This window comes from Acinetobacter lwoffii, from assembly GCF_024129435.1.
GTDB classification, from domain to species: domain Bacteria; phylum Pseudomonadota; class Gammaproteobacteria; order Pseudomonadales; family Moraxellaceae; genus Acinetobacter; species Acinetobacter lwoffii_F.
Genome location: NZ_JAMXXN010000029.1, coordinates 1 through 14,184 on the forward strand (window position 1 = coordinate 1; position 14,184 = coordinate 14,184).

At 43.2% G+C, this 14,184-nt stretch carries 13 protein-coding genes; 7 read left to right on the forward strand and 6 right to left on the reverse strand.

Annotated features, from left to right (window positions below; all coding sequences use genetic code 11):
- Nucleotides 1-148 precede the first annotated feature (148 nt).
- The 3 genes from NI455_RS13470 to NI455_RS13480 all read right to left on the reverse strand — a co-directional run bounded on the left by NI455_RS13470 (nt 149) and on the right by NI455_RS13480 (nt 2,440).
- On the reverse strand, nt 149-1,153 hold the full coding sequence (locus NI455_RS13470; protein ID WP_253114632.1) for an LLM class flavin-dependent oxidoreductase: 1,005 nt from the start codon (nt 1,151-1,153) through the stop codon (nt 149-151).
- A 169-nt stretch (nt 1,154-1,322) separates the two neighbouring features.
- A complete protein-coding gene (locus tag NI455_RS13475) occupies nt 1,323-1,778 on the reverse strand; it encodes a hypothetical protein (RefSeq protein ID WP_004278778.1) in 456 nt (151 codons plus the stop codon).
- A 245-nt stretch (nt 1,779-2,023) separates the two neighbouring features.
- A complete protein-coding gene (locus NI455_RS13480) occupies nt 2,024-2,440 on the reverse strand; it encodes a glycine zipper domain-containing protein (protein WP_253114634.1) in 417 nt (138 codons plus the stop codon).
- 345 nt (nt 2,441-2,785) lie between these two features.
- Between NI455_RS13480 and prfA the strand changes: the two genes are divergently transcribed.
- Together prfA and prmC are read left to right on the forward strand one after the other, a co-directional pair.
- Nucleotides 2,786-3,874 (forward strand): peptide chain release factor 1, encoded by a 1,089-nt coding sequence (prfA, locus tag NI455_RS13485; RefSeq protein WP_004645400.1) that lies wholly within the window; start codon nt 2,786-2,788, stop codon nt 3,872-3,874.
- The gene (prmC, locus tag NI455_RS13490) at nt 3,874-4,692 is read left to right on the forward strand and encodes a peptide chain release factor N(5)-glutamine methyltransferase (protein ID WP_253114636.1); all 819 of its coding nucleotides are present in this window, start codon (nt 3,874-3,876) and stop codon (nt 4,690-4,692) included. The genes prfA and prmC overlap by 1 nt, the downstream gene beginning before the upstream one ends.
- A gap of 185 nt (nt 4,693-4,877) precedes the next feature.
- Here the strand turns inward: prmC and NI455_RS13495 are convergent, their stop codons facing one another.
- Together NI455_RS13495 and NI455_RS13500 are read right to left on the reverse strand one after the other, a co-directional pair.
- Entirely contained in the window at nt 4,878-5,231 is a 354-nt protein-coding gene (locus NI455_RS13495) for a hypothetical protein (RefSeq protein WP_253114638.1), read from the reverse strand.
- A 228-nt stretch (nt 5,232-5,459) separates the two neighbouring features.
- Complete coding sequence (locus NI455_RS13500) at nt 5,460-6,482, reverse strand: AraC family transcriptional regulator (protein WP_253114639.1); 1,023 nt, start codon at nt 6,480-6,482, stop codon at nt 5,460-5,462.
- Nucleotides 6,483-6,620: 138 nt separating this feature from the next.
- Here NI455_RS13500 and NI455_RS13505 point away from each other — a divergent pair, with 138 nt between their 5' ends.
- The 3 genes from NI455_RS13505 to NI455_RS13515 all read left to right on the forward strand — a co-directional run bounded on the left by NI455_RS13505 (nt 6,621) and on the right by NI455_RS13515 (nt 10,690).
- Nucleotides 6,621-7,391 (forward strand): 3-hydroxyacyl-CoA dehydrogenase, encoded by a 771-nt coding sequence (locus NI455_RS13505; protein WP_253114640.1) that lies wholly within the window; start codon nt 6,621-6,623, stop codon nt 7,389-7,391.
- Nucleotides 7,392-7,637: 246 nt separating this feature from the next.
- Nucleotides 7,638-8,774, forward strand: a complete 1,137-nt coding sequence (locus tag NI455_RS13510; RefSeq protein WP_247143493.1) for an acyl-CoA dehydrogenase family protein — start codon at nt 7,638-7,640, stop codon at nt 8,772-8,774.
- A 269-nt stretch (nt 8,775-9,043) separates the two neighbouring features.
- On the forward strand, nt 9,044-10,690 hold the full coding sequence (locus tag NI455_RS13515) for an AMP-binding protein (RefSeq protein ID WP_253114641.1): 1,647 nt from the start codon (nt 9,044-9,046) through the stop codon (nt 10,688-10,690).
- A gap of 255 nt (nt 10,691-10,945) precedes the next feature.
- On the opposite strand, the gene NI455_RS13520 is transcribed toward NI455_RS13515, so the two are convergent.
- A complete protein-coding gene (locus NI455_RS13520) occupies nt 10,946-11,476 on the reverse strand; it encodes a pyridoxamine 5'-phosphate oxidase family protein (RefSeq protein WP_044108878.1) in 531 nt (176 codons plus the stop codon).
- Nucleotides 11,477-11,958: 482 nt separating this feature from the next.
- Between NI455_RS13520 and NI455_RS13525 the strand changes: the two genes are divergently transcribed.
- Both NI455_RS13525 and NI455_RS13530 read left to right on the forward strand, forming a co-directional pair.
- Nucleotides 11,959-12,729, forward strand: coding sequence for a HesA/MoeB/ThiF family protein (locus NI455_RS13525; RefSeq protein WP_253114652.1), 771 nt, complete (start codon nt 11,959-11,961; stop codon nt 12,727-12,729).
- A gap of 58 nt (nt 12,730-12,787) precedes the next feature.
- A complete protein-coding gene (locus tag NI455_RS13530) occupies nt 12,788-14,086 on the forward strand; it encodes an ABC1 kinase family protein (protein WP_004278767.1) in 1,299 nt (432 codons plus the stop codon).
- Nucleotides 14,087-14,184 lie beyond the last annotated feature (98 nt).

Below are 14,184 nucleotides of genomic sequence, written 5' to 3' on the forward strand. Positions count from 1 at the left end.
CCTTTGTTTGATTAAGATTTCGACACCTTTATCAAAACGGGTAACTTTCTCTTTTTCAAGAAGAATGTACGATCAAGTCTGAACTAATACACTTTTAAATATTAAAAACATCTACCCATTGCTGAGAATAGGTAGATGCAACTCTTATTTACTGACCATTTTTAATTTGCATCAACAGCTCAAAGTTATGTAGGCGTTTGTCAGTGTCATAGATGTCGCAAGTAAAGATAAACTCATCCACGTCATATTTGGCTAAAAGCGATGCCAGACCGGCTTTAACGGTTTCTTTGGAACCGACCTGGGCCATGGCAAAGAAATTATCGACTGACATTTTTTCCGGCGGCGACCACAGACCTTCCATCGAATCAATTGGTGCTTTAAGTTTTAGGCTTTGCCCACGAATCAGTGATAAAACCCGTTGATAGGCGCTGGTCGCCAGATATTGTGCTTCTTCATCGGTATCTGCGACACAAGTCGGAACGCCCATGGAAACATAGGGATGGTCGAGATATTCAGACGGTTCAAAGTTTTCACGATACAGCTGAATGGCCTGACCCAGCATACGCGGGGCAAAATGCGAAGCGAAGGAATATGGCAGACCAAGTTTCGCCGCCAGCTGTGCACTAAACAGGCTGGAACCTAAAAGCCATACGGGTACGTGCGTGCTTTGACCCGGCGTCGCCACAATACGTTGTCCTGGAATTGGATCTTTAAAATACTGCAAAATTTCCAGAACATCCTGCGGAAACTGATCTTCGGTTTCCTGACGGCCACGACGTAGGGCACGCATGGTCATTTGATCGGTGCCCGGAGCACGGCCCAGACCCAGTTCAATCCGGTCCGGATAGAGCGTCGCCAATGTGCCGAACTGTTCAGCCACGACCAGCGGTGCATGGTTGGGCAACATAATTCCGCCAGAGCCTAAAGTTAAGGTTTTGGTATTCGCCAGTAAATAGCCTAAGAGAACTGCAGTTGCTGAACTGGCAATACCATCCATATTATGATGTTCTGCCAGCCACATCCGGCGATAACCCAATTTTTCTGCTGTTTGGGCAAGTTCCAGCGCATGGTTCAGCGCGAATTGAATGCTCTTGTCGTCACGAACAGGAACCAGTTCGAGTATAGAGAACTGGGTATCGTTAAGCGTACGCATAGTATTACTCTTAAATAAACATCTCTAAAAGCATACGACTTTAGAATGTATTTGTATATCGAAAAAAATCGATATAAGTGTAAACCAAAAGATAAAGATAAAAAATAAAGGCAAAAAAATAAGCATCCGAAGATGCTTATAAAGGAGGAAAGAATAAGGGGAGAGAATCTTAACGACGACGGTTGTTATAGCGATAATCGTTATAACGGTAGTTACGAGAAGAGTTATAGCGACGTTCGCTGCGGTCATCATAACGACGGTCTTCGCTAACTTTTTTACCTAAAGCTGAACCACCTGCTGAACCCAGTGCCGCACCGATATAACCACCGTTAGTGCCTGCCATGTTTCGGCCAACTGCATAACCTGCACCGCCACCTAAAGCACCACCGATAATCGCACCATTACGGTCACGTTTATTTGCCGCTACTGCGGCACCCGCACCGCCACCAATCGCTGAACCGATTGTTGCACCAGTGGTACCGCCCATTTTATTACCTACTGCAGCACCAACAACACCACCTAGTGCAGAAGCTAAAGCTGTATTGGTTGTATTGCCTGCATTGGCAGCTGTCATACCCATGGCTGAGGTTGCTACAACAGCGATCATTAGAGATTTATAGTTCATGAGGACACCTTTTATATATCTAGCTATATTTTGTTGATGAGATAAATTTAATCTAGCAAGCGCCAAACAGCATGGAGGCAATGTTGGCGAATTGTGATTTTTATCTCCTTAATTTATTCATGATGTGGACAGGATAATTCCATGTATTACTTGAAATTTCATGTTATGAAACAGTAATAAAAAAAGCACCAAAAGGTGCTTTTCATGTTAAATGTAGCGTCTGGTCTAAACAGCCTGAGCGCAAATTAACGGTAACGTTTTTTCCAGTGTTTAGAGCGTTTTTCAGCTGCTTTATCTTTTGCAATCTTGTTACCTAGTGCAGCACCACCGCCAGCACCCAAAGCTGAACCGATATAACCGCCGTTAGTACCGCCCATATTTTTACCTACGGTATAACCTGCACCGCCGCCTAGAGCGCCACCAATGGCAGATTCAGTCCGGTTTTTTTTGCTGCTTGCAACCGCTGCACCGCCAGCACCACCTAAAGCAGCACCAATGGTTGCGCCGGTATTACCGCCCATGTTTTTACCTAATGCTGTACCTGCAACACTACCTAAAGCACTTGCTGCTGCAACACGCGCTGTACTGTCGGCATGTGCGTTTACGGTCATCATTGAACCAGCAGCTAAAACTGTACTCATTAAAAGTGCGTTGAGTTTCATGTCATCACTCCGTGTCCATCTACAGGACTGTAGTTATTTCGATGCGGAAAATGTAACAAATCATGCCCAAAACAATATGAAGATGTTTCTTCATAATTCCCTGCTTTATTTGGCGAATTGTAAAATCGGCAAGAAATAAGAATAAGATCGACTATAAAAAAAGCAATTCCACTGTTTTTAATCATATTTGTTAACAAATGCTGTAGAGCATGAATGATAGCAACGCGGACTTACTCAATAATGATGTTCATTAGAAGCCAGAGTCGTTAAACTAGGCGCAATTTTTTGATTTCGCTGTGCTAAATCGGTTTTTAGTCACAGCCTATGTTTGAGATTTTTTAGAAAATGAAAGAATCGTTACGTTTACGATTAGACCAACTCTCTGACCGCCATGAAGAATTGACCGCATTACTGGCTGATGTAGAAGTCATTTCTGATAATAAGCGCTTCCGTCAATTGTCACGTGAGCATAATGACTTAACAGAAATTACCAATGTCTGGACCAAGTATAGACAGGCTGAAGAAGACATCGAAACGGCTCAGGCCATGCTGTCAGATCCGGACTTTAAGGAAATGGCACAGGAAGAAATTAAAGAGAACAAAGCTTTAATTGAATCGCTTGAAGCAGACTTGAACATCTTGATGATTCCGAAAGATCCGAATGATGCCAACTCGGCTTATCTGGAGATTCGTGCGGGAACCGGTGGCGATGAAGCAGCGATTTTCTCTGGCGATTTATTCCGTATGTATAGTAAATATGCGGAAAACCAAGGCTGGCGTATTGAAATCCTTTCTGAAAATGAAGGCGAACATGGCGGCTATAAAGAAGTCATCTGCCTGATTAATGGTGACGGTGTTTACGGTCGTCTAAAATTTGAAAGTGGTGCGCATCGTGTACAGCGTGTACCGGCGACCGAATCACAAGGCCGAGTGCATACTTCTGCTTGTACCGTTGCGATTCTTCCTGAAATTGATGTTGATACCTCGGTCGAAATCAATTCATCCGATTTGCGGATTGATACGTATCGTGCTTCAGGTGCAGGCGGTCAGCACGTTAACAAAACCGATTCTGCAGTACGTATTACCCACATTCCAACTGGCACAGTGGTGGAATGTCAGGAAGAGCGTTCACAGCATAAGAACAAGGCCAAAGCGATGGCACTGCTGGTATCACGTTTGGAAAATGCCAAACGTGCAGCAGCAGATGCAGCAACCTCGGAAATGCGTCGTGACCTGGTGGGATCGGGTGATCGTTCGGAACGTATCCGTACTTATAACTATCCGCAAGGTCGTATGACCGATCACCGCATTAACCTGACTTTATACAAGCTGGATGCCGTGATGGAAGGTGATTTGACCGAATTGCTGGATAGTCTGCACCGCGAATATCAGGCGGATCAGTTGGCCATGCTTGCACAGCAGAATGGTGGATAATGAATATTTTACAAGCCTTGGCTTTACGCGGCGAAGCTGAAAGTTACGAACGTCAGGAAAATGCCTGGTTACTGGAACACATCACCAAGATTGATTCATTTGATCTGCTGATGAAAAAGGATCAGGAGTTAACGCCGGAACAGGAACAGGCGTATAAAGACGGGTTGGCGCGTATTGCTGCCGGTGAGCCTTTGGCCTATGTCACTGGTTCACAGCCATTCTGGACTTTGGACCTCAAAGTGACCAAAAATACCTTAGTGCCACGTCCGGATACTGAAGTGCTGGTTGAGACCGTGTTGAAGTTAGACCTGCCTGATGACGCCCGTGTAGTAGATTTGGGTACAGGTACTGGCGCAATTGCCTTATCACTGGCATCTGAGCGTCCAAACTGGACAGTAACGGCTTCTGATATCTACGAGCCTACGCTTGAGGTGGCGAAATATAATGCGGAACAATATGATATTGAGAATGTAGAATTTGTTCTGGGTTCATGGCTGAAGCCATTTGGCCGTCAATTCTTTGACGCCATTGTATCGAATCCACCTTATATCGACGCTGATGATGTGCATATGCAGAATCTGGCGACTGAACCGGAACGTGCGCTGGTGGCAGATAAAAAAGGTCTGGCCGATATTGAAATGATTATTCTGCAAGCCAAGAAGCATTTGACTGTGAATGGTTGGGTGGTGCTTGAACATGGTTATGATCAGGCAGATGCCGTACAACATCTATTTAAACAGGCGGGTTATAAGCAAGTCCGCACGGTTAAAGATTATGGCGGGAATGATCGTGTGACTTTGGCGCAATGGCCGCATTAATCTGTAATTCTTTTTCTATAAAAAAGCGACTACATTGGTCGCTTTTTTATTGGATTTTTTCTTTATAAATTCCTGACTGCATTTGAAACCTTAAGTATTTTGAATGACATCAAGCCAACGCAGTATAACTAAAAACAAAAAAAAGCGATGCCAGAGCATCGCTTTCGAGGAATTCTTAAAAAGAATTACATCGGATAATCCTGTAGACAGTCATAGACTTCTACCTGATCTAGGCTACCGGTTTCCATTGCCAGACAAAGTGCCATAACTTTCAAAGTATCTGCCAGATATTTTTCATCTTTCAAGGCGATACCTTCCTGTAATCCACTTATACGTTCTGCTGGAATTTCAAGGGCCTGAGCCGCTTCCACAGCATCTACCTGGTTAAAGAAGTGCAAAATTGCATCTTTCAGTTCTGCATCCGATGCATTTAAAATCCCTTGATTCAACTGTTCTGTGATGAGATCAGTCGAAGAAAATAAAGCTTTAGAGAAGTTTTGAACAAGATTTTGCCCAAGCACATCAGTCATCTTTAACATGGAGATACCTTCAACTAGAAAGGAAAATGGAGAGTACAGCCAATAGCAAAAGTGCTATAAATTGAATGAAAAATAATCTATTCTCGGATAAATTGCAAAGCTTTCCGGGTGACTGTGTAGTCCTGCTAATATATGTTTTAGGGCTTGAAATATATAATCATAATAAAAATAAATGCTTAGAATCTAAGTATTTTTCGGTAATATCTTTGAAGTCTAAGTTTATATAAATTATCTAATGTTATTTTGTCGATATGCGCCTGGACTGACGCCAGTCCACTTTTTGAATGCACGATGAAATGCACTGGATTCCTGAAAATTAAGCTGATCGCTAATCTCTTGTAAACTTTGTTCAGTACGGGTCAGCAATTCAATGGCGGTATCCCGGCGTATCTCATTTTTTAACTGTTGATAGCTGACACCTTCACTTTTTAAACGCCGTTGCATGGTCGCTTCAGACATATTCATTTTTAAGGCCAGTTCATTCAGTTCCAGCCATTCTGCCGGTGAAACTTGCAGTAATTGACGGCGAATCTGGGTGCTCAAGGCATAGGGGTTTTTAAAACGCACCAATAAATTTTGTGGGGTTTGCTGAATAAACTGATACCAGGACTGAGCATCCTGTTTAATCGGCAATTGCAGATAGCTTGCATCAAATTGCACGTAATTTTCGCTGGCCTGATATTCAATCTGTTCACAAAAACGGACTTTGTAATCAAAATCATCTAGGGGTGCTGCGCATTTCAATTGAATCTGATTAAGCAAAATCCGTTGTCCACTTAACCAGCAGATCAGGGTATGAATCAGCATCAGATAAGTCGCATAACTAAACATGCGTTTAGTCTGTTGTAGATCATAAATCACGATATAGGCATAGTGTTCCTCAACCATGAGCGTGCTTTGCAGATCGTCCAAAACCAGGTTGAGAAATTGCAAAATATGTTGCAGCGCTTTTTCCAGTGTATCTGCCTGCATGACCATTTTCGAAAGTAATTTAAAACTACCACGACGCATGGCATGGCTGTCCATACCAAAAAATTCGTCATTCATGCTGTCTGCAAGCACAGTCCATAACTGGGCAAATTGGCTAACGGATACGCGTGCCTTGGGAGCATTCAATACTTCTGCTGGGATATTGGCTTTTTTTAGAATGTCAGAGATATCAAATTGCAGCCGTTTGGCATCCAGCAATGCTTCGTTCACCAGATCAATCGAGATGGTGCCTTTGCTATATTCCAGTGCAGGCTTATGCATATTCAGTCTGACATCCTTGTTTTCATTGTCCAAATACATCATGCAAGATGCAATATTTGGAAATTGTACAGAATAAAAACTCTGTTTACTCTGCATATTAAGTCGTATCTAAAATAGAAAAATCGCTAGGAAATAAACATGAACATTCAGGGAAAAGTTATTGTGATCACCGGTGGTGCCTCAGGTTTGGGTGCAGCCACAGCGACTCATCTGGTTGAACACGGTGCTAAAGTGATTCTGGTCGATATGAATCAGGAGCAGGGTGAAGTACTACAGCAGCAACTGGGTGCACAGTCTGAGTTTGTACAGCTCGATGTGACCGATGAACAAGCCATTGAAAGTTTCTTCGCTCATGTTGAAAGCACGTATGGTCAACTGAATGGCTTGATCAACTGTGCCGGGATTGCACCGTCTGCCAAAGTATTGGGTCGTAACGGCATCCATGAATTAGCCATGTTTCAAAAAGTGCTCAATATTAATGTAAATGGTACTTTTAATATGTTGCGTCATGCGGCGGCTTTAATTGCAAAATATGAGTTGCAATCGGGTGAAGAAGAACGTGGCGTGATTGTGAATACTGCTTCAGTTGCCGCTTATGACGGTCAAATTGGTCAGACTGCCTATGCGGCATCCAAAGGTGCAGTCGTCGCAATGACTTTACCTTTGGCACGTGAACTGGCTCGTGAAGCGATCCGTGTCATGACCATCGCGCCGGGCATTATGGAAACTCCGATGCTGAAAGGCATGCCGCAAAATGTCCAGGATGCTTTGGGGCAAATGGTGCCGTTTCCACCACGTCTGGCAAAACCACAGGAATTCGCCCAGCTGGTAGGGCATATCTTCGAAAATAGCTATTTAAATGGTGAAGTCATTCGTCTAGATGGCGCGATTCGCATGCAGCCTAAATAAGTCTTCGATTTATATAGGACATGATGATTTGCACAGCTACCAATTTCTCATTGAATTCAAATGACTTTGTTTAAGCATGCATTTTCTTTTGAAGGATCAAAAGAAACAAAAATCCTTTGCGAAACTGAAGATACATCCCTGTATCTCAGTTTCGCAGTCGACATCCATGTCGCCTTATCCGACGTGCCAACGATCTCAATAGTAAAAAGCTTGAAGTAAATAAATAGATATAGAAAGGGAAGTTCAATGATTTTAAATGATGAACAAAAAATGATTCAGGACATGATGCGCAATTATTCGCAGCAGAAACTGAAACCGACAGCGGCCTTACGCGACAAAACGGCACAATTCCCAGCACAAGAACTTAAAGAACTCGGTGAGCTTGGCGCATTGGGTATGACAGTGGCTGAAGAATGGGGCGGCGCAGGTCTGGATTATGTGTCACTGGTCTTGGCGCTAGAAGAGATCGCTGCAGGTGATGGTGCAATCTCAACTATTATCAGTGTGCAGAATTCTTTGCCTTGTGGCATTACCCAGCGTTATGGCACAGAAGCACAAAAACAGCAGTATTTAACCAAACTGGCAACAGGTGAATGGCTCGGCTGTTTCTGTTTGACAGAACCTCAGGCCGGTTCGGATGCCAGTTCGCTGGAGTGTAAAGCCGAACGTGATGGTGATGAATGGGTGCTAAATGGCACCAAGCAGTTTATCACGACAGGTAAACACGCACAGATTGCACTAGTCTTTGCTGTGACCGATAAATCCGCAGGGAAAAAAGGTATTTCATGTTTTCTGGTGCCGACCGATGCACCGGGTTATATCGTGTCACGCCTAGAAGAGAAAATGGGTCAGCATTGTTCTGATACCGCGACCATCGTTCTGGATAACTGCCGGATTCCTGCTGCCAACTTGCTAGGTCAGGAGGGTGAAGGTTATAAAATTGCCTTGTCGAACCTTGAATCGGGTCGGATCGGCATTGCGGCACAATCTGTCGGTATGGCTCGGGCTGCACTGGATGCTGCAGTGGAATATGCCAATGACCGTAAAGCCTTTGGTGTAGAAATTGTGCAACATCAGGCTGTGGCGTTCAGGCTTGCAGATATGGCGACACAAATTGAAGCCGCACGTCAGCTCGTTTTGCATGCTGCAACATTAAAAGATGCAGGCTTGGCGTGTTTAAAAGAAGCATCGATGGCAAAACTGTTTGCATCGACTATTGCAGAAAGAGTCTGCTCGGATGCGATCCAGATTCATGGTGGCTACGGTTATGTCTCTGATTTTCCGGTCGAGCGAATTTATCGTGATGTGCGAGTGAGCCAGATTTATGAAGGTGCATCAGATATTCAACGACTGGTGATTGCACGTGAAGTGTGTCAACGCTGATTGTTAAATTAAAAAAACAGACTTTGATTGATGTTCAAATCCTGCACTTACATTGATGGATATGGAAATTGCAGGATTCAACTGAACATGATGATCTAAAGACATACAGTACGAATAATCGAAAAATAAGCCTTATCCATGTTCTAGTCCTAGGGCATGAATGCAGATTTGAAAAAAGTATGCTGATGGAATCAGCAGGAACAACAAATACAAATGGACAAACTCAGGCAAGGTCGCCTGAAAAATACAATAGGAAAGAGGTTGTCGTCATGAAGACACTAGAGCAGGCATATGCTGATTTTAATTTTGAAAATATGGTTCAGGAACATCTGGTTGGAAATGCAGAGTCCATCAATGCCTATACTGAATGTTGTGGACGTTACCTTGGCCAAAACCGAACCGCACTGATCTGGGAAGGCAAAAATGGTCAAACAGAGCAGTGGACATTTGAACAATTGGCAACTGCTTCAGGACAGCTGGCCAATTATATGCATTCTCTGGGTTTAAAAGCAGGAGATTGTATAGCTGGACTACTGCCAAGAACACCTGCACTCTTAATTACTATTTTGGCCACCTGGCGGATCGGTGCTATCTATCAGCCTTTGTTCACTGCCTTTGAAAGTAAAGCCATTGAACATCGCATCAGTACCGCTGGCACACAGTTGATTGTTACTGATGAGGAGCAGCGACTGAAACTTCATGATCTCAATGTCCCTAATATTCTGACTGTGCATCAAACAGCGGCAGATGATTATCAAGATGCTGATTTCTGGACAGCCTTACAGCAGCAACCGGAAGAGTTTGAACCGGTAAATTGCCAGTTTAATGATATTTTCCTGATGATGTTTACTTCAGGTACGACAGGCTTGGCAAAATCGGTTCCTGTGCCTTTAAAAGCCTTGTTGGCCTTTAAAGGCTATATGCTGCACGCCGTAGATCTGCGAGAAGAAGATTCCTTCTGGAATCTGGCCGACCCAGGTTGGGCCTATGGACTATATTATGGCATTGCGGGCCCGCTCAGTTTAGGTCATAGCATCATTATGGATGAACGTGGATTTAGCGTCGATAATGCTGTATATATCATTGAGAAATATAAAGTCAGTAACCTGACTGGCTCGCCAACTGCATTCCGGATGTTCTTTGGCTTTAAAGAAAAATTTGATGCAGGCATCAGTTCGCATTTGCGTGTGGTCAGTAGTGCAGGTGAACCGCTTACGCCTGAAGTGATCCAGTGGTTCAATCATGATTTAAATGTGAATATTTATGATCAATATGGACAGACTGAACTGGGTATGGTGATCGCCAATCATCATGGCTTGGAGCATCATAAAAAAGTGGGTTCAGCTGGATTTGCGATTCCGGGGCATCGCTTTGCGGTATTGAACGCAGAACATCAGGAAGTCGAAAAAGGCGGGATTGGAATCTTGGCAATTGACTGTTCGGCTTCACCCTTGATGTGGTTTAAAGGCTATGCCGGTCATAATCGAAAGTCTTTTGTCGGGCAGTATTATTTAACCGGTGACACTGTAAAAATGAATGAATATGGCGGTATTGATTTTATTGGGCGTGCGGACGATGTCATTACAACTTCGGGCTATCGTGTAGGGCCTTTTGATGTGGAAAGTACCTTGCTGGAATGTGAAGAAGTGCTTGAATCTGCAGTCGTCGGTAAACCAGATCCAGAACGAACTGAAATTGTGAAAGCCTTTGTAGTGCTTAAATCGGCTTATCCGGCTACTGAAGATTTGATGTTGAAACTGCAAAGTTATGTACGTTCACGCTTATCCAAACATGCCTATCCGAAAGAGATTGAGTTTGTGGCATCTTTGCCTAAAACATCGAGTGGCAAGATTCAGCGAAATTTACTCAAACAGCAGGAAGTTGCCAAACTTCAAGAGATGAAGCGAGTCAGCTAATTTTTCAAATTAATTGTTTGATTGAATGCTAAAAGGCTGCCATAGCAGCCTTTTGGTTTTTTAAGAAATAAATCTGCTACTTAAATTTTAATCAGATATTGAGCTGATTTTCCCGAACTTATATTTTTAAGAGAGCAGATTAAGGCAAGCAAAAATTATAATTTTTTATGTCATTACAGTAAAATTACATTAATATTTAAAATTAAATATATCAAAAATTTAGCCTCTTAAGATAAAGAGGCTAAATCTCATTCATTACCAGATATTACTTTGTAGATTCACTTTTTGATGTTCTGCATGCGGTTCGCCCGCTTCGCCAGTAACACCGCCTTTTAAGGCTTTAAAAAGCTGGGTGACTTTGTTGTCTGTCACATTCCAATATTCTGCGCTAACTGCTTCAGCAATCAATACCCGTACAGTCGGATCATCCTTGCCTTCAAACCAGTTTTCAGCCCATGGATTCCACAACTGTTCAATCAGAATGCGGTCAGTACTGATCTGGGCATGAGCACTGATCGACACATAAATACCATCTGATGGTTTTGCAAAAGACAAACCAATCTGACCACGGCCTGTTTCTGCTGCTTTGACCAGATCATTGGTATTACGCAGGATGAAATATAAGTTTTGGCGTTCATTCATCTGCTCGGAGTTCAGCATGGTCATCGGCTGGGAGTGTATTTCATGTGTGTCAGTTAAATGGCTGATCATGGTGTAACGAACATCCTTGATCAATTCCCATAATTTTTCACGATTATCATGTTGAGTATTGTTATGCTCGGTCATGTATGTTCTCCATACGATTTTATGAAAGCTGAAAAGATTGCTTGGTATTTTCAGATTAATCATATTTAGAGACAGATGCCTTAGGTCTCACTGAACTCATACATTTTCATACTCAAATACAGGCAGAGACTACAGAATTGCTAAACAAGGCAGTTCTATTTACAGGGTAATTCAATAGCAAAGATTTTAAAAACTTCAGGTTTGACACCTTGTATAAATGAGAAAGAGCTGTTTGCCGGAACCGTTTAATTGAGGTGATTCAAAAAATCTTGCCAAGCCATAGCGGCTGCATCTTGATACCGAACGTTTAGCTGATATGCTATTTGCCTCAACGATTGCCGAACCATTTATTGATGTGCTGTGAATTGAATGTGAGATTGATATTCCAGAGATTTATCAGCCTTTAGAAACTTCAGTAAAGCTAATTTTACGATCATTGTTAAAAATTTTCGAAACAAGGAAAGACGTTGTCTACATTTAACATGGATACCATATCCCCAGAATTCGAACTCACCGATGCTGAACTGCATCTGTATAGCCGTCAGATTCTTCTGGATGGCTGGGATATTGACGCTCAAGAACGGTTAAAATTTTCTAATGTCTGCATTATTGGTTGTGGCGGGATAGGCTGTGCACTGGCAGAACTTCTGGCACGTGCAGGTGTGGGAAAAATTACCCTGATCGATCCGGATACCATCGAGATGAGTAATTTACAGCGACAACTGGCATTTATACCGCAGGATATTGGATTTTATAAGGCAGAAACTCTGGCCAAAAGACTGAGTCAGGTTAATCCGAACCTACAAGTTGAATATGTGAATCAGGCCTTAACGGCTGAAAATGCAGTAAGTGTGATTGAGCATCAGGATCTGGTATTGGATGGTTGTGATCAGTTTGCCACACGTTATCTGGTCAATCAGATTTGCGTGGAGCTGAATGTGCCCTTATTGAGTGCTTCTGCGATTGGCTTGCAAGGTCAGCTATTTATGGTCGAAGGGGATTCCGCCTGTTATGCTTGCCTGTTCCCGCCAGAAAATCAGGCCGATGAAAGTCTGCGCTGTGCAGATTCCGGTGTCCTGGCCACCACACCGAATGTGATGGCCAGCTTACAGGCACATCATGCCTTGTTATATCTGGGATTAGGTCAGATACCACTTCGACAAAAGCTGTTGTTGTGGGATGGGCTGAGCTTTAAACAGCGGATTCTTACTTTCGAAAAAGATACAGATTGCCCAATCTGTCAGATAAGATAAGCCTGCAAAGTGATTTTTTTTTGCTACACTGCGTTTAATTAATTTTTCCTAAGACATTATGAAAAACAATATCTGGTTAGATGGAATACGTTCAGTTGCCCGTATGGGAGAAACAGCAGTCGTTGCGGCAAAGGCGGGCTTTAAATATGCCACTGAAAAGCCGAGCAATGCCAAACTGATGCGTGAAACTTTTGAATCCTTAGGTTCAACTTATATCAAGCTCGGTCAGTTTATTGCCAGTACGCCGTCACTATTTCCACGTGAATATGTTGAAGAATTTCAGGGCTGTCTGGATCAGACACCACGCTTGCCGTTTAGCTATATCCAGCAGGTTTTAGCCTCTGAATTTGCAGGACGTAACCTGGATGAAATCTTTGCATCGATTGATGAAACGCCATTAGCCTCTGCATCTATTGCACAGGTGCATGCGGCCAAACTGGTGTCTGGCGAAGATGTGGTGATTAAAGTACAAAAACCGGGCGTAGAAACCATTTTGTACACTGACTTGAATGTGCTGCATTGGGCAACCAAGTTGCTGGAAAAAGCAGTCCCGAAAGTCAAGTTTGCTTCACTGGCTGATATTGTCGAAGAAATCAAAACCCGTATGGTGCGCGAAGTCGATTTTATCGAAGAAGCCCAGAATCTGGATGATTTCGTCAATTACCTGAATATCACCAACAATCAGGCAGCGACTGCACCTAAGGTTTATCATCAATATTCGACCCGTCGTGTGCTCACCATGCAGCGTTTATACGGTGTGCCTTTGACAGATTTTGAAGTGGTCAAAAAAGTATCTAAAGATCCATCTCAAGTACTCATTACCGCGATGAATACCTGGTTTGGCAGCTTGATGATGTGTAACAGTTTCCATGCCGATCTGCATGCAGGCAACCTGATGCTACTTGAAGATGGCCGTGTCGGTTTTATTGATTTCGGTATTGTCGGTCAGCTCAAGCCTGAGGTATGGACTGCCTGTATGGCATTTATGGATTCATTGCAACATACCAATTATGAGCTGATGGCGCAAAACATGCTGAAAATGGGTATGACCGCTGTGCAGATTGATACCAAAGTTTTGGCTGCTGATTTGGAACGTTTATTTAGCGGTGTATTGATGGCGGATCCGCAGGAATTGTTAACGTCAAATCCTGCTGACCTGAACGATATCATGATGGATATGGTGGCTGTGGGTGAACGTCACGGGATCCGGTTCCCGCGTGACTTTGCCTTGCTATTCAAGCAAATGCTGTATTTCGATCGTTTCATGCGAATTCTGGCGCCGTATACCGATATCTATGCCGATCAGCGTTTGCAAATGGTGCAAAGCATGGATCCGAACCTGCTGTTAAAGCATTAAAACCCTATCTAGACTTGGAAAAATCCCCCTAAATCCCCCTTTTAAAAGGGGGACTTTAAAAGCTCCTCCTTTTGTAAAGGGGCTTGAGAGGGATTTGG